This window comes from Pseudomonas sp. L-22-4S-12, assembly GCF_009799935.1.
Taxonomy (GTDB): Bacteria; Pseudomonadota; Gammaproteobacteria; order Pseudomonadales; family Pseudomonadaceae; genus Aquipseudomonas.
Map to the genome: position 1 here is coordinate 63,952 of NZ_WELL01000005.1, position 15,602 is coordinate 79,553.

Consider the following 15,602-nt stretch of genomic DNA (forward strand, 5'->3'; position numbering starts at 1 on the left):
GCCGAAAGCCCGCGATTGCGGGCCTTCGACTTGTTGCTCAGCGGACCGGCTGGGCGGCGGGGAATGTCCAACTGCCGTCCAGCACTTGTGCGCGTGGGCGGTACAGCCTGACCATGTAATTCCAACCCGGCATGACCGGCAGGCAATTGCTGGTCGCCGCCTCGCAGCCGCCGAACTGGATGGCAATCGAGCCGTCGGCGGACTTTTGCGCCGTCAAGTTATTGAGGGTGTAGGCCTCGGCCGGATTCTTGCGGTAGTTACCCTCGGCGTCATAGACGCTGACCGACCAGAAACCGTCGACCGGCACGTCCTTCACACTCAGGCGATAGACCGCACTGCCATCGTTATGGGCCGGCGTGACTATGTCATAGAGCGCATCTTTCTCCGGCAGGCCACCCCAGGCGATGGCGCTGCCGACCAAATGACGAACCGGGTCTACTACATCCCGCTTGCCGAACATGCCACGCGAGTCCGGCACCGTCCGGCCCAGCACGAGCAGCGCCTGGCGCAGCGCATCCTGGCTGGCCTTGTCCCAGCTCGGCGGCTCGAAGCGGCCGGGCCCGTCGGGCTGGCTCAGGGTGATCGCATCCTGCAGGGCATGAACCTGTTTTAGGTCCTCCGTGCTGGCGGGATCGACCAGCGTACGCACGCCGAGCATGACATAGCGGGTACCGACGCTCTGCCGGCTGAAGGTATGACGCCCGGCCCCGTAGTCGACGCCCAGCACTTGCTGGTCCTCGTCGATCACCGCGAGGGACATGTAGCGGTCGCCGGAGTCCGGCATGGTGACGGTGACCGGACCGGCATCCAGGTCGAATACCGCGGTGGAATACAATGTGTCGCGGTTCGGCCGCACCACAGTCGCGACATCCACCGGCATCAGTTGGCGCAGGTGGGCGAACTGAGCGAATCCACCGCGCTGCACGGTGAGGCCGAAGAAACGGTCCGTCTCCGCGCGGATGAAGCTGTCCAGCGTGACGGCGATGGGCTTAGTCGGTGCTTGCTCGGCATGCGCGCTCGCCACGGCGGCAAACAACAGCGTGGGTACCAGAAGACGCCATTTTCCAGTATGGGGCATGGCTATTGTCCTTTTCTTGTTGTGGATAATTGGCAAAAAAACGGCAGCTCGGGAGGCCCCCAACTGCCGTCGGCAATGTCTCAGGAGCGCTTGATCAGAGGCGGCGGGAAGAACGCGTCGTTGCCAATGCCGTCCTTCGCTCCGTAGTAACGGAACATCAGGCGGAAGTTCTGCCCCGCCAAGGTCGGCAACCAGTTGCCTTGCGGCGCGCCCTTGGGCTTTTCCGGACCGAAGTACAAAGTCAGCGAGCCGTCTTCGCCGTACTCCAGCGCCGAGTGGTTGTTGATCACGAAACGGTTCAGTGGGTTGGGCAGCACACGGAAAGTCTTGGCATTGGTAGCGGTGACCGACCAGTAATAGCGCACCTTCGCCAGCGGCAGCTGGTCGCGGGGGAAGGTCAGGGAGTAGCTCTGGCCGCCATCCAGCACGGCGCCGCTACCATCCTGCGCACCGCGAAAATACGTCACCTCCGCGCGGGTGTTGGCCCAGATACCCCCGTAGTTGATCAGCGTACGGGTCAGATAGTCGCTGCCATAGACGCCGGAGACGGCGGGTTGCACCCAGCGATTGCGGATGATGCCCGGGCCGATGGTGGCAGCGGCCTTGGCAAAGTCCGCAAAGGCGCGGGTGCGGATCACCTGATCGATGCGCGCACGTTCGGCCGGCGTCTTGGCCGCTTCGGCGATGGCCCGGACCTTGGCCTGCAGCGCGTCCATGCTTGAGCTCAGGTCGGGCTCCTGCATGGCTGCGGCGGCCCTGTCGAAAGCCTCCACCCCGGGTAATTTCTGCATCTCGAAGAGCACCGGCGGCAGAGCTTCCGGCAGCCGTGGCGTGCCGGTCGGGCGCAGGCTGAACGCATGCTGCAGGCGCTCAGCCTCGCTCCAGTCCTTACCCAATTCCAGGCGCGACAGTATCCGCGCAGTCCGCACCGGCAGGTCGATGCGCTGGGCGTCGGCCGGCAGCGCGACTTCGGCGCCGATCAGACACACCGCGAAATTGCCGCTCGGGTGCTCGGGGTAAGTTCGCTCGTTGATGTTGGCCAGGGTCTCGCCCCAGCCATTGAGAAATTGCACGGTGTAGTAGCGGCCGCTGATCTTCGGCACCGCGACCAGCGTGCAGCTCTTCTCGTCCACCGCGACCCAGGCCTCGGAATAGGCAACGTCCAGATTGGGGTTGGGCCAGTCCACCGCGCCAGGCTTGCGGTGGATAAGCTGGTTCCAGCCCATGCCCTCCTGCATATCTAGATGCTGCTGGCGCAAGACCAGCAGGCGACCGAGCAGATAGGTGTAGGCATCGCTGATGTCCTGATCGGACACGGCCGGCGCTGGAGCCGTCTCGGCCATCGCCGGAGGCAGGTGCAGGCAGGCAGCCACCAGCCACGAAGCCGTGGCGGCTCCGAGCTTGATGGTCAAACGTGAAAAATGCATACGGCCTTCTCCGTCACAAGTATGACATTGGGTTACTCAAGCCTAGCCAGTAAGCCTTCTGCCTAGCTGCCCCGCACCTTCCCTTTCAGGGGGGCACTGGCCATGACGAAGAATTCCCGCAGGCTCAGCTGTGTTCGCCATCCTCCAGCGAGGCCATATCGATGACGAAGCGGTACTTCACATCGTTGGTTTCCATACGCTTGAACGCGGCATTGATGTCCTGCATGCGGATCAACTCGCAGCTCGGCAGTACCTGGTGCTCGGCGCAGAACTCGAGCAGTTCCTGGGTCTGCTCGAGGCCGCCGATCAGCGACCCAGAGATCGAGCGGTTGTTGAGCGCCAGCAGCGCGCCGTGGATCGGCTCCAGCGGTTCCAGGGCCCCAACCAGTACCAGCTTGCCGTGGCGGGCGAGCAGCATCAGGTAAGGGTTGACGTTGTGCTTGCGCGGAATGGTGTCGACGATGAAGTCGAAGGAGCTGCTCGCGCCTTTCATCGCCGCCGGCTCGCTGGACAGCAGCACGTGATGGGCGCCGAGCGCGCGGGCGTCGTCGGCCTTGCCCGGCGAAGTGGTGATCACCGTGACCTCGGCGCCGAGCGCGACCGCCAGCTTGACCGCCATGTGGCCGAGGCCACCGAGACCGACCACGGCGACGCGGGTGCCCTGCTTCACGCCATACTCACGCAGCGGCCCCCACACGGTGATGCCGGCACACAGCAGCGGGCCGGTGTAGCGCAGGTCGAGCGCCTCGGGCACGCGCAGCACAAACTTCTCGCGCACCACGATGTGCTGCGCGTAGCCGCCCAGCGTGGTGTCGCCGGTCTGCCGGTCGCGGCCGTTGTAGGTCGGCGTCATGCCCTTCTCGCAGTGCGGTTCCTCGCCCTGCTCGCAGGCTGCGCACTGCTGGCAGCTGTCGACCAGACAGCCGACCGCGACCCGATCGCCCACCCGGTAGCGGCTCACCGCGCCGCCGACAGCGGTGACGTGGCCGACGATCTCGTGACCCGGTACACAGGGAAAAATGGTGCTACCCCAATCGTTGTGGGCGTAGTGCAGGTCGGAGTGGCAGACGCCGCAGTAGGCGATCTCGATGGCGACGTCATCGTCACGCAAAGCGCGACGCTCTATACGCAGCGGAGCCAGGTCGGTATGGGCTTCATGGACGCCGTAGGCTAGGCAGTTGGTCATGAAAAATCCTCGAAGGAAAACAAAAACGGCCCGATCGGACGATCGGGCCTGGTATCAGATGGAGGGGCGCAACCAGGGCGCCGCCGTGGTTTCCGGCGAGGCGATCTGATTGGAAATCCACTTGCCCATACGCCGCATCGGCTCGATCGAGTCCTGCGGGGCGGCAAATTTCATGGCTGCGGCGTAACCCAGCGAGACAATGCGCTGCGCGCCGTAGAGCGGCAGGACGTCCTTCAGTTGATCCTTGATGCTTTCCGGGTAGACGCCGACGGTCTGGGTGTAGGAGTCCACCGCATCCATCATTTCGTCGAGCGAGTCCACCGGCACTAGGTTGGCGGTGCGGTCGTCAAGGCTGGTGGAGAAGGACACCGGCTCGGGAAGCTGCGAGCAGATCACCGCGCCTTCGCCGTCCTTGCCGCCGATGACCTTGTACCACTCGTCATCCAGGCGCAGCGCGTCGACTTCCGCCTTGAGGCGCTGGTCGTAACGCTTCGGCGCGGTGGACAGGGTGTTCGGCAGGCCGAGCATGGCGGCATAGACGTACTGACCGAAGGTATTCAGCCGCTCCAGGCCGTCCTCGTCGGTGCCGGACTGCACGTAGATGGTGCGGGCACAGACGCAGCCCTTCTGGTTGATCGCGCCGATATCGGCCGCCAGGCGCACCGCCGCTTCGCGCATGCTCGCCTCGCTGGCGAAGGTCTCCTTGCCGATGATGCTGGCGCTACGCTTCGGATCCAGGGAGATCAGTTCCAGACCGGGCTGGATGTACTGGGTGACATGCTTGATCGAGGCGAAACCACCCCAGGCGACGATCTTCTCCAGGTTCTGCGGCTGGTACAGGCGCTGTTCGAAGGCCTGGTCGCCACCTTTCCAGTAAGCCACGGTCAGGTGTCTGGTCAGCGGGTGGTCCGGCGCCATGTCGATCATGGTGCGGGCGATGGCCAGCGCGGTGAACGGGTCGTTGGACGGCGCCTTGATGATCGCGTCACTGCGCAGGACCATGTTGCGAATGATGGTCCACAGCGACAGGGATACGGCGTTGCCGGCGACGATGTGCAAGGTGCGCGCGCCGAAGCAGCGCACTTCCAGCTCGGTGCCGTCGAGCAGGGTCTGCTTGACCCAGCCTTCCAGGTAATCGACGCCCACCGTGGTTTCCACCATCTCGCGGATGAACTCGCGGGTCAGCATGTGCTGCAGGCCCATGTACGAGGCCTTGACGATGGTCGGGGTGGTCGGCGCGGTCAGGTAGGACAGCTCGCAGGCTTCCTGCAGGTAGCGGTTCTTGCTGAACTCCAGGCGTTCGCCGAGGGCCACGCAGTAGTCGAGGATGTCCTCGAAGCTCAGTTCGTACAGGTCGGCCAGCTTGGCCGGATTGCCCAGTGGCAGCTTGTCGATGTACTTGTGCGCATCGGGGGTGAGGAAGGCCAGGTCACCGCCACGGCCACCCACTTCGATCAGGTTGTCGGTGATGACTTCGCCGCGGATGATCATCGGCGCGATGGGATGGGTCATGGATCAGCCCTCGAAGGTATTCAGGAAGTCCATCGCCTCGCGATGGGACTGTTCGGAGGCGGCGCAGGTGATCTTGTCGTCGCCGCCGTTCTTGTCGCTGTAGCGCTGGATCGCGCCGGCCACGTAACGGCTCGGCCGGCCGCAGGCGCAGGGCTTGTCCCACTCCACGGTGATCTCGTCGCCGGTGATGAAGCCGCCCCAGCGCAGGTCGGCGCCGAGGTCGAAGAACGCCGCGCGGCCGGTCTGGCGACCTTCGCGGGGCAGCGACTTGCCGGTTTCCGGGTCGAGCACGAAGGGAATCGCGGTATGCGCGAAGTGGTAGTTGCCGTGCTCGCACTTGGCGTGCGAACCGCTCGGCGTTTCCGACATCGCGTAGGTCTCGTTGATCTTGTTCACGCCGGTGAAACGCATCACCTCTTCGCGCCAGCCCTCGGGCTGCACCACGCCCTTGGCACCGCCGGTGGTGGCAATCCACGAATCGGGGTGGAACACGCCCTCGATGCCGCGTTCCAGACCGGCCTTGGCCATGTTGTGCAGCAGGTTCCAGGTGCCGCCGATGTACACGCGCTTGCCCTTGAGCTTGCTGGTCATCTCGTCGAAGAAGTTGGCCAGGTGCTGCGGCATGTCGGCCTGCAGCTGATCGAATTCCTTCTTCTTGGCCAGCAGCTCGGGGCTGATCACCAGACGATCGAGGGTGCCTTTGGCATGTGCCGCGCGGACCTTGGCGCCGAGGTGCAGCACGTCGCTGGACAGCGTCGCCGGGTAGGCGGCATGGAAGTTGTCCAGGCTCGGCAGCACAGTGCGCATCAGCATCACGTTGCCGCGCAGGTGGCTGAGGTAGCCCTTGCGGTAGTAGGGATAGGCGGAGTGCATATCCACCGGCGCGCTGTCCGGGCCGGTCATGCCCCAGGCATACAGGCGGCGGATCTGCACGGATTTCTCGAACTCGCGGAAACCCAGCGGCAGGAACGACAGGGTGCCGGAGGTGCCGGAGGTGTGGCTGAGGCACAGCTCCGGTACCGCTTCGTCCATGGTCTCGAACCAGTCGTCGAGGCCCTGGCAACCGCTGACTTCGGTGGCGAGGATCTTTTCACCGATTTCCGGGATGACCAGCCTGCTCAGCCACTTGTTGATCGCGGTGAAGTTGTTCTTCTCCAGCAGCGATGGCGGGTAGGACTTGAACACCGTGTGCTCGAACAGCAGCGGCACCAGGTCCTCGAGTTTCTCGATGCGGTCGACGCCCTCGCCATCGGCGAGCTTCTTTAGCACCGGAATGCTGTCGCGCATTTGCGCGAAGCGGCGCTTGAGTGCGGCCAGTTGCAGCGCATCCACTTCGTCGCGCGGCAGCTGATTCCAGGTCTCGAAGGAGTGCTCGGCCAACTCCGCAGGGTTGGTCAACAGCAGCTCGACCTTCTCGTCGATTGTTCGTGTCATGCGCAGAGCCTCCTCGAATTCGCTCGTTCGCGTGTCGAGGGGAACGCTCCCCCATCGCCACCGTAGAGCCAGTGTAGGGAGCCTCGGCGCCGATTAGTTCCGGATTCACGTACCCGAAAAAATAGCCTAACTATTTGTTTTAGATGGCTTTTTAAAACACAGACCGGCGGTCAGCGGCGCGTTTCCAAATCCGGAGTGGTCAGCAGCGCATGGATCATCCGCGCCAGCAGGCGGACGGTGTCCGGCGCCAGCAGGTATTGCGGCCGTTCGAGGAGCAGCGCACGCGGCAAGGCGATCACCGCCTGATAGGCGAGGAAGCCGGCCTTCTCGCGGTCGCGCACCAGCACCTCGTCAGAAAAGCGTTCGACCAGCGTGGGGATGACCATCGACGACCAGAAGCGCTCCGCCTTGACCAGGTCGAGACGCACCAGCTCAGCATGATAGGCCGCCTTGATGCTCAGCTCCGAGTCGATCTGCATCCAGCGGTGCAAGGCCGCAAGTCCGGTGCCCAGGACCATCTCGATGCCGTCGAGCAGCGTGGCGGTGGCTGGGAGATTGGCCAGACTGGTGATCACCTCCTGGCGTGCTTCTTCACGGTAGTCGTCGAAGATCGCTCCGACCAGCGCCTCTATGGTCGGGAAATACTCGTAGATCGAGCTGATGGCGACACCCGAGTAGTCCGCCAGGCGGTACACCGACAACCCTGCGCGACTATCCTGCTCGAGGATGTCGCGGCCGGCCTTCTTCAGCGCCTCGACAAGCGCGATCGAGCGAGCCTGGCGCGGCAGCTTGCGTTGGCGAGCGGTCAGTTCGACCAGCAGCACCTCGCCACCGGCCTGGGTGGGGGTGTCCTTGAGCGCGGCGGCTTCGGTTTGCAGGGTACGGTTCAGCATGGCCGTCAGGGGGTCACGATGTTGAAGTTCGGCGTGAAGCTGCCGAGCATGCCGAGCAAGGCCTTGAACTGGCCGGCCTTGCCCTCGAGCTTCACCTCGCCCTGCTGGATAGCCGTGGCGAAATCGGTCTGGCGCAGGCTGATGCGATCCAGGGTCGCCTTGCTAATGCTCACCGAGGCGTCGGGCTGCGCATGCAGGCTGCTCTCGCGGTAGGTGAGCACGCCGTTGCGCAGGGTCAGGGCGAAGTCCTGCTTGAGGTCGTCGAAACGCCAATTCAGGGTCATGTCATGGCCCTGCGCCTTTTCCGCATCGAGCCGCACTGCGAGCAGGTCGAAGAACATCGCCGGGGTCGCGGCGCGGACCAGATCCTCGGTGGCGCGCGGCACGTTGTCCATGGCCCCCTCACGCAACTCCTGCGCACCGAGCAGATACATATTCCGCCAGGTGGCCGCCTCGCTGCGGTAGCCGAGCTGCTCCAGCGCATCGGCCTGGACTTCGCGCGCGGCCTGGTTCTGTGGTTCGGCGAAGACCAGCTGATTGCCCAGCTGCGCCGCCCAGCGATAGTCGCCGCGGGCCATCGCCGCACGGATCAGCTCGAGCACCTTGTCGGCGCCACCGAGCGCCTCGACCAAACGCTTGCCGGCTTCCTCCGGCGGCAGCGGATCGAGGTTGGCCGGATTACCATCGTAAAAGCCCAGGTAACGCTGATACACCGCCCGTACGTTGAAGCTCAGGGTGCCGTAGTAGCCGCGCGTGTGCCATTTGCGATCGAGCTCGCCGGGCAGCTTGGGGACCGCCGCGGCGATCTCCAGCGGTGTCAGCCCCTGATTGAGCAGGTGCAGCGTCTGGTTGTGGATGTAGGCGTACATATCGCGTTGATCGGCGAGCAGCGTGCGGATGTTCTCCTCACCCCAGGTCGGCCAGTTGTGCTGGGCGAACAGCACCTCCGCCTTGTCGCCATAGCGCACCAGACTGTCATCCAGATAGCGCGCCCAGCCCTTGGCATCGCGCACTTCGGCACCGCGCGGGGTGAGGACGTTATGCATGACCTGGGTGGCGTTTTCCGCCATGCCCAGCGCACGCAACTGCGGCAGGTAGAGGTTCATCTCCGCCGGGGCCTCGGTTCCCGGGGTCAGCTGAAACTCGACTTGAAGTCCGGCGATCTCGTGCGTCTCGATGGGCTTGTCGATCAGATCGGTCGGGGCAATCAAGCTGATCGTGCCGCCGACCGGCGCGCCTTTGCCGATCCCGGAATCGACCTGTCCGCGCTCGCCGCGCTTCAGCGCGCTGCCGCCCTGATACTGGCCGCGACGGAACATCGCGGTGCCGGCCATCACGTTCTCGCTGATCGCATGCTCCATGAAGCCTGCCGGGGCGAAGATTCTGACCTTGCCGGCACGCACGTCTGCCTCCTCGACAACCCCGCGTACGCCGCCGAAATGATCGACATGGCTATGGCTATAGATCACCGCCACCACCGGCTTACGCGGGCGATGCTGGTAGTACAGCTCGAGCGCGGTACGCGCCGTTTCGGTGGCCATCAGCGGGTCGATGATCAGCAGGCCGTCGTCGCCCTCGACGATGGTCATGTTCGCCAGGTCCAGCCCGCGCACCTGGTAGATGTGCTCCATCACCTGGAACAGACCGGCATTGGCATTCAGCTGTGCCAGGCGCCACAGGCTGGGGTTGATCGAGTCCGGCACCTTGTCCTGAGCCAGGAAATCATAGCTATGGGTATTCCACACCACCTTGCCTGCAGCGTTCTTGATCTCGCCTGCAAAGGCCGCCACCAGCCCACGCCGCGCCGCGTCGTAATCGGCACGATCAGCGAACGGCAGCTGGTCGAGCACGGCACGGTTCGCCGCTATGGTTTGCGGGCTCGCCGGTTTGCTCAGGGGCATCTCGCCAGCCATGACTCCAGCCGCCAGCATCGAGGTCGCGGCAAACAGGGCAACAACTTGATTTCGCATATTTTCCTACCAAAGAATTTGTTCAAAGGCGCGCCGCACCAGTGCGGACTCAAGGCTGCGCGCCGGTCCCGAGGACCGCGTCGGCGATCCACTGTTTGTGGCAATCGGTCGAGCCCGCGGAGATCGACAGCACCATCGCCTCGCGCACCAACCGTTCGATTTCGCTGCCCCGAGCTGCCCCCTCGCTACCCTGCAACTGCAACGCGTCGCGGCAGACCTTCACCGCCAGATCACAGGAGAGCCACTTCGCCATCGACACCGCCACGGCATTCCAACCGCTGGCATCCATCAGGGAAAGTGCCTGGAAGCACATCAGTCGGGCAGCGTCGATCGCGGTGGCCATCTCGGCGAGCCGGGCAGTCAGCTGGTGATGTCCCGGCAGTGACCGGTCGGCGGGACGAAGCTGCCGCACATGAGTGATGGACGCGTCGAGGGCGGCACGCATCAGGCCGACCGCGAGCAGACCGATATCGGTATGCATTTTTGCCCGCAGCCGATGGGCGCTACGCAGGCCCGCCTCGCCCGCCCAGATGCAATTGACCGCCAGGACCCGTACGCCGCTGAAAGCGATCTGGGCAGCGGGCTGCCCGGTGAGCTCGCCCCTGCCGGGCTTGCGCGACACATAGCCATGATCCTTGCGGTCGACGATGACGTGCATGCGCGCGTTCTGTGCAGAGTCGGCCGCAACGACCAGTAAATCCGCGAAATGGCCATTGGCGACCCAGCTTTCCTCGCCGCAGAGCACGACACTGTCGCCTTCCTGCTCAACAGCGACCAGCGAGCCCCCCAAGTCGGGATTGCTCAGGCAAAAACCGGCGAAGACACGGCCCGCGAGAATGTCGGCTAGGTAGCGGTCGCGCAGATGCACCTGGGTCGCCGGCAGCTCCGCCAAGACCATGGCCGCGGCTCGGTTGGTTATCACGCACCAGGCGATGTCGAGGGAGATGACGCTGAGTTCCTCGAACAGCATCGCCTCGGTCGTCAGCGACAACCCCAAGCCACCGAGCGCCTTGGCCACGCTGGCGCCGGGCAGACCAAATTCGGCGATGGCCTGGGTGATGTCGAGCATCCGTTCCTTGGGAATCGGGCGGCCCCGGTAGCCTCGTGCGATCGGCTCGATCTCCGAGGCGAGGAACTGCCGGAAACTCTCGACCACGAACCGCTGATCTTCAGTTGGACTTGCAACATTCATGGCCCAGTTCCTCTTGACAGCGGCACCCTGCAGCCCGGCACATACCAGGTTAAGGCAGGGTAGGAAACACCGCGGCGCCCGTCCCCTTGCCTTTCGAGGGGGCAGCGATCAGCCACTACAGGCTGCGGGAAATGATGAGCTTCTGGATATGGCTGGTACCCTCGTAGATTTTGGTCACCCGCACGTCGCGACAATAGCGCTCGACCGGGAAGTCGGTGAGGTAGCCATAGCCGCCGTGCACCTGCAGCGCGTCAGAGCAGACCTTCTCGGCCATCTCGCTGGCGAACAGCTTGGCGATCGAGGCCTCCTTGGCACACGGGATACCGGCTTCACATAACCGCGCGGCGTGGACCACGTACTGGTGCGACACGTCGACCCTCATCGCCATGTCGGCCAGGTCGAAGGCAACGCCCTGCAGGTTGATGATCGGTGCCCCGTAAGCCTCGCGGTCCTTGGCATAGGCGGTTCCTGCCTCCAGGGCAGCACGCGCCACGCCGGTGGCTACGGCGGCAATGGCGACCCGCCCCTCGGATAGCGAACTCATGATGCTGCGGTAGCCAGAGCCTTCTTCGCCGAGCAGGTTTTCCACCGGCACGCGGCAATCGTCGAGCTGGATCTGCGCCACATGCGCCGAACGCTGACCGAGCTTTTCCTCGATGCGGGCGACGTGATAACCGGGATGCTCGCTGGGATCGACGATGAACAGGCTGCTGCCCTTCTTGCCGGCAGCCTTGTCGGTGACCGCCAGGACCAGCCCGACGCCCGCTTCGTTGCCGTTGGAGATGAACTGTTTGCTGCCGTTGAGTACATAGTGCGCACCATCGCGGCGGGCGCTGGTACGGAACGCCGCCGTGTCGGAGCCGGCCTGCGGTTCGCTCAGCAGGAATGCGCCAATCCGTGTGCCATCGGCGATGCCGGGCAGGTACTTGCGCTTTTGCTCCTCACTGCCGAGCCTGGCAATCGCCATGCCCGCGGAGTTGTGCACATGGATCAGCGTCGCGAAGCCGGCATCGGCCGCGGCGAACTCCTCGATGGCCAGGCAGTACTCGACGAAGCTCGCCCCCGCACCACCGTACTCCTCGGGCACCAACATGCCGAGGAAGCCGAGTTCGGCGGCGGCGGCCAGCTCGGCATGCGGCCAGGCACCGCTGCGATCTCGCGCAGACGCTGTCGGAGCGACAACCTCGAGGGCGACCTTGCGCGCCGCGTCGCGAATCATGAGTTCTTGTTCGCTCAGAAAAGCGGAGGAGATATCGTTCATCGTTACACCTTGTACATTTCGCTGAATGGGTTGAGTCCGAGGACCGGCCGGCGCAGAACAAACGCATCGGCACCGGTTCCCGTCAGAGACACTAGGCAGCCGAAGCCTTGCGCTGCATGCCAGGCGCCGCCTGCTCCCCGGCAGCGTCCGCCGCGGCCCCCCCGCGCAACAGGAAGTGCGATAACGCGGGGATGAGGATCAGGGCGCCGAGCATGTTCCAGAGGAACATGAAGGTCAGCAGGATGCCCATGTCGGCCTGGAACTTGATCGACGAGAACGCCCAAGTGATGACACCCGCCGCCAGCGTCACACCGACCAGCGCCACCACCTTCCCAGTAAATCGCAGGGCGTAGCAGTACGCCTCGGCGAGCGACGCGCCGGCACGCTGACGGGCCAGCTGGATGCTCAGCAGGTACAGCGCATAGTCGACACCGATGCCGACGCCGAGGGCAATCACCGGCAGGGTCGCGACCTTCACCCCCATGCCGAGCGCCACCATCAGCGCCTCGCACAGCACCGAGGTGATCACCAGCGGCACCACGGCGACGATGACCGCCCGCCAGCTGCGGAAGGTGATGAAACACAGCACGATAACGGCCGCGTAGACGTACATCAGCATGGTGAAGTTGGCTTTCTTGACGACGATGTTGGTCGCCGCCTCGATCCCGGCGCTGCCGGCGGCGAGCAGGAACTGATGCTCGGGGGTGCTGTGCGCGGCTGCGAACGCCTCGGCCGCCTTGACCACCCGCTCGAGCGTCTCGGCCTTGTGATCGGCCAGATAGGCGACCACCGGCATGACCGAACAGTCGGTGTTGAACAGCTCCGGATTGATGGTGCTGGCCGTACGGGCGGCGTAGTTCAGCACGTCCTGGTTCGGTGGGATCGACAGCCACTTGTTGCTGCCTTCATAGGAACCGGCGGTGATCTTGCGCACCGCGTCGGCCAGCGACACCGTGCTCTGCACGCCAGGCACCTGCTGCAGCTCCCAACCCAGGCGATCGGCTTCGATCAGCGTTTCATACTCGAGGCAGCCCTCTGAAGCAGTCTTGACGATCACCGCGAACTGGTCGGACGACAACGAGTACTTTTGGGTGATGTAGGCGTTGTCGAGGTTGTAGCGCGAGTTCGGGCGCAGTTCGGAAACCCCCGCATCGAGGTCGCCGATCTTCAGCTGCGTGCTGACCATGAACCCGCCGGCCAGCAGGACCAGCGACACCGCAATCGCCGCGAGCGCCCAGCGCCGCTCGGTGAAGCGCACCAGCAGTTTCCAGACCCCGCCGATTTCCGCCTCGTCGGCACGCAGGCTGCGCTGCGCCGCTTTCTGACTGACACCGGTGAAAGACAGCATCACCGGCAACAGGATCAGGTTGGTGAAGACCAGCAGCGCCACCCCGATACTGGCGGTAATCGCCAAGTCCTGGATGACCGGAATGTCGATCATCATCAGCACGGCGAAGCCCACTGCGTCGGCGGCCAGTGCCGTCAGACCGGCGAGGAACAGGCGGCGGAAGGTATAGCGCGCGGCGACCAGCTTGTGGGTGCCGCGGCCGACGTCCTGCATGATGCCATTCATTTTCTGGGCGCCATGGGACACGCCAATGGCAAAGACCAGGAACGGCACCAAAATCGAGTAGGGATCAAGCTCGTAGCCGAGCCTGGCGATCAAGCCAAGCTGCCAGAGCACGGCCACGCACGAGCAGGCTAATACCAGCAGGGTACTACGCAGACAACGGGTCCAGGCAAAGATGATCAGCGCGGCGATCACGGCCGCGACGACGAAGTAGAGGATCATCTGGAGGAGACCGTCGAGCAGCTCGCCAACTACCTTGGCGAAGCCGACCAGTCGGATCTCGATCTGGGCATTGCCCTGCTCGCCGGAAAACTTGGCGCGTACTGCCTCCAGCTGTTTCGCCAGCGCCCAGTAGTCGAGTACCGCACCGGTACTCGCGTCCTTGTCCAGCAACGGCAGGAAGATCATGCTTGAGCGGTAATCGTTACCGATCAGGCTGCCAAGCAGCTGTGCACGAGCGATGTTCTGCTTCAGCTGCTCGATGTTCTGGGCCGAGCCGGTGTAATTGTCAGGCATCACCGGACCACCAGTGAAGCCTTCCTCGGTGACCTCGCTCCAGCGCACCACGGGCATCCACAGCGACTTGACGTTGGCGCGGTCGATGCCCGGTGTCAGGAACAGTTCGTCGTTGATTTCCTTGAGCGCTTGCAGGTAGTCCGGCGCGAAGATGTCGCCGCTCTTGTTCTCGACCACCACCCGCACCGCATTGCCCAGACCGGCGAGCTCGCTACGGTTCTCCAGGAAATTGCGGATGTACGGTTGATGGTGCGGGATGGTCTTTTCGAAGGCCGCGTTGAACGTCAGCTTCGTCGCATCCCAGCCAAGCAGCAGCGTGACCAGCGCGCAGAGGATCACCACCAGCAAGCGGTTGTTGAAGATCAGCCGCTCGAGCCGGCTGCCAGACTTGCGGTCGAATGCATTCAGGTCGCGGATCGTCTGCAGGTTGTCATCGATTTTGTTGGTACCCATCACATCTCCCCAACGGTTGTTACTGCAGGTTTTCCACGCGGACACCACCGACGCCGGCCAGCGCGACAGCGCCTCCGGCGGCCGGTGCTACCGCAAAGTTGGCGGCGACACGGCTCGGTTTGATCGGCAGGAAGTTGGCGCCTTGATCCTGCGAGCGCAGGATATGTCCGGCCTGGCTGACGAGAACGATGGAGCCGTCGTCGAGCGCGATACCGGCGGTCAAGCCAGCGCGGACCTGCGTTTCGACTTTACTCCAGTTGGCGCCCCCATCGACGCTGCGATAGGCGTTGCCACGCAGTCCGTACACCAGCACCATCTCGGCATTACCCACCAGACCGAACAGCGTGCCCTCGTAGGGCAGATGCTGCTGCTGGAAACGCTGCCCGGCGGCATCGAGCTTGAGTACCAGCCCCTGCTCGCCAACGATGAACAGCGACCCACCCGCCGGGCGAATGCCATAGAGGTGCATACCGCGCGGGTTGTCGATGCGGTCGAGCCAGGGCGTCCAGGACTTGCCACCGTCCTCGGTGCGCAGGATCAGGTTGAAGGCACCGATGGCAAAGCCTTTGAGCTCGTCCTCGAACCAGACATCCAGTAGCGGCTTGTCCGCGCCTTGCGCGGCGAGGCCCTCCGCCTCCTGCTGCAGGCGCTGCGCCTCGGCATCGCCGGCATTGGCCGGAGCGCCATAGCGTTTGCTCACTAGCTCGGCGATCTGCCGACCATCGAGCTGCTTGCTCCAGGTCGCGCCCCCGTCGGTGGTGTGCAAAATGACGCCTTCATGGCCGACCGCCCAGCCGTGCTGTGCGCTCGGGAACGCCAAGGCGGTGAGATCAGAGCTGACTGGCACCTGCGCCTGCTGCCAGGCCTTACCGTCATCCGAATAGAGAATGTGCCCGCGCTGACCGGCGGCGACCATCCGGCCACCCGCCAACGCCAGGGCATTGAGTGGTGCGAAAAGCGCTTTCGGACTCGACGCGGCGGCTAGCTCCGTCGGCGGAATGAACGTGGGTTGCGCGACGACCGGGCCGGCCAGTGCGGCAAGGATCGCGAGCGGGGTGCAGAAACGTTTTACGAGCACCTTTTGTACCCTCAAATCTGTGCGCCGTAGCG

Annotated in this window: 11 protein-coding genes; all 11 read right to left on the reverse strand. The window is 64.2% G+C overall.

Features of this window, described 5'->3' with window-relative positions; genetic code table 11:
* Positions 1-37: 37 nt before the first annotated feature.
* Positions 38-1,078 carry a DUF1254 domain-containing protein gene (locus F3I16_RS13385; protein WP_160494087.1) on the reverse strand — a complete coding sequence of 347 codons (1,041 nt, stop codon included), beginning with the start codon at positions 1,076-1,078 and terminating at the stop codon, positions 38-40.
* 80 nt (positions 1,079-1,158) lie between these two features.
* Complete coding sequence (locus F3I16_RS13390; protein ID WP_256670174.1) at positions 1,159-2,490, reverse strand: DUF1214 domain-containing protein; 1,332 nt, start codon at positions 2,488-2,490, stop codon at positions 1,159-1,161.
* A 139-nt stretch (positions 2,491-2,629) separates the two neighbouring features.
* Positions 2,630-3,691 (reverse strand): NAD(P)-dependent alcohol dehydrogenase, encoded by a 1,062-nt coding sequence (locus F3I16_RS13395; RefSeq protein WP_160494089.1) that lies wholly within the window; start codon positions 3,689-3,691, stop codon positions 2,630-2,632.
* A gap of 54 nt (positions 3,692-3,745) precedes the next feature.
* Positions 3,746-5,203, reverse strand: a complete 1,458-nt coding sequence (locus F3I16_RS13400) for an acyl-CoA reductase (protein ID WP_160494090.1) — start codon at positions 5,201-5,203, stop codon at positions 3,746-3,748.
* A gap of 3 nt (positions 5,204-5,206) precedes the next feature.
* A complete protein-coding gene (locus F3I16_RS13405; protein WP_160494091.1) occupies positions 5,207-6,637 on the reverse strand; it encodes a hypothetical protein in 1,431 nt (476 codons plus the stop codon).
* Between the two features lie 170 nt (positions 6,638-6,807).
* Positions 6,808-7,530: a TetR/AcrR family transcriptional regulator gene (locus F3I16_RS13410; protein WP_160494092.1), complete on the reverse strand. Its 723-nt coding sequence runs from the start codon at positions 7,528-7,530 to the stop codon at positions 6,808-6,810.
* A 5-nt stretch (positions 7,531-7,535) separates the two neighbouring features.
* Positions 7,536-9,500 carry an alkyl sulfatase dimerization domain-containing protein gene (locus tag F3I16_RS13415; RefSeq protein ID WP_160494093.1) on the reverse strand — a complete coding sequence of 655 codons (1,965 nt, stop codon included), beginning with the start codon at positions 9,498-9,500 and terminating at the stop codon, positions 7,536-7,538.
* 49 nt (positions 9,501-9,549) lie between these two features.
* A complete protein-coding gene (locus F3I16_RS13420; protein WP_160494094.1) occupies positions 9,550-10,692 on the reverse strand; it encodes an acyl-CoA dehydrogenase family protein in 1,143 nt (380 codons plus the stop codon).
* A gap of 115 nt (positions 10,693-10,807) precedes the next feature.
* Positions 10,808-11,953, reverse strand: a complete 1,146-nt coding sequence (locus F3I16_RS13425; RefSeq protein WP_160494095.1) for an acyl-CoA dehydrogenase family protein — start codon at positions 11,951-11,953, stop codon at positions 10,808-10,810.
* A gap of 91 nt (positions 11,954-12,044) precedes the next feature.
* Positions 12,045-14,492, reverse strand: coding sequence for an RND family transporter (locus F3I16_RS13430; RefSeq protein WP_160494096.1), 2,448 nt, complete (start codon positions 14,490-14,492; stop codon positions 12,045-12,047).
* Positions 14,493-14,511: 19 nt separating this feature from the next.
* Positions 14,512-15,570: a YCF48-related protein gene (locus tag F3I16_RS13435; protein WP_160494097.1), complete on the reverse strand. Its 1,059-nt coding sequence runs from the start codon at positions 15,568-15,570 to the stop codon at positions 14,512-14,514.
* Between the last annotated feature and the right edge of the window lie 32 nt (positions 15,571-15,602).

Coding starts and splice junctions, on each gene's coding strand:
- F3I16_RS13430 (WP_160494096.1), bottom strand. CDS start 14,492: ATGGGTACCAACAAAATCGATGACAACCTGCAGACGATCCGCGACCTG.
- F3I16_RS13410 (WP_160494092.1), bottom strand. CDS start 7,530: ATGCTGAACCGTACCCTGCAAACCGAAGCCGCCGCGCTCAAGGACACC.
- F3I16_RS13385 (WP_160494087.1), bottom strand. CDS start 1,078: ATGCCCCATACTGGAAAATGGCGTCTTCTGGTACCCACGCTGTTGTTT.
- F3I16_RS13395 (WP_160494089.1), bottom strand. CDS start 3,691: ATGACCAACTGCCTAGCCTACGGCGTCCATGAAGCCCATACCGACCTG.
- F3I16_RS13400 (WP_160494090.1), bottom strand. CDS start 5,203: ATGACCCATCCCATCGCGCCGATGATCATCCGCGGCGAAGTCATCACC.
- F3I16_RS13420 (WP_160494094.1), bottom strand. CDS start 10,692: ATGAATGTTGCAAGTCCAACTGAAGATCAGCGGTTCGTGGTCGAGAGT.
- F3I16_RS13415 (WP_160494093.1), bottom strand. CDS start 9,500: ATGCGAAATCAAGTTGTTGCCCTGTTTGCCGCGACCTCGATGCTGGCG.
- F3I16_RS13425 (WP_160494095.1), bottom strand. CDS start 11,953: ATGAACGATATCTCCTCCGCTTTTCTGAGCGAACAAGAACTCATGATT.
- F3I16_RS13405 (WP_160494091.1), bottom strand. CDS start 6,637: ATGACACGAACAATCGACGAGAAGGTCGAGCTGCTGTTGACCAACCCT.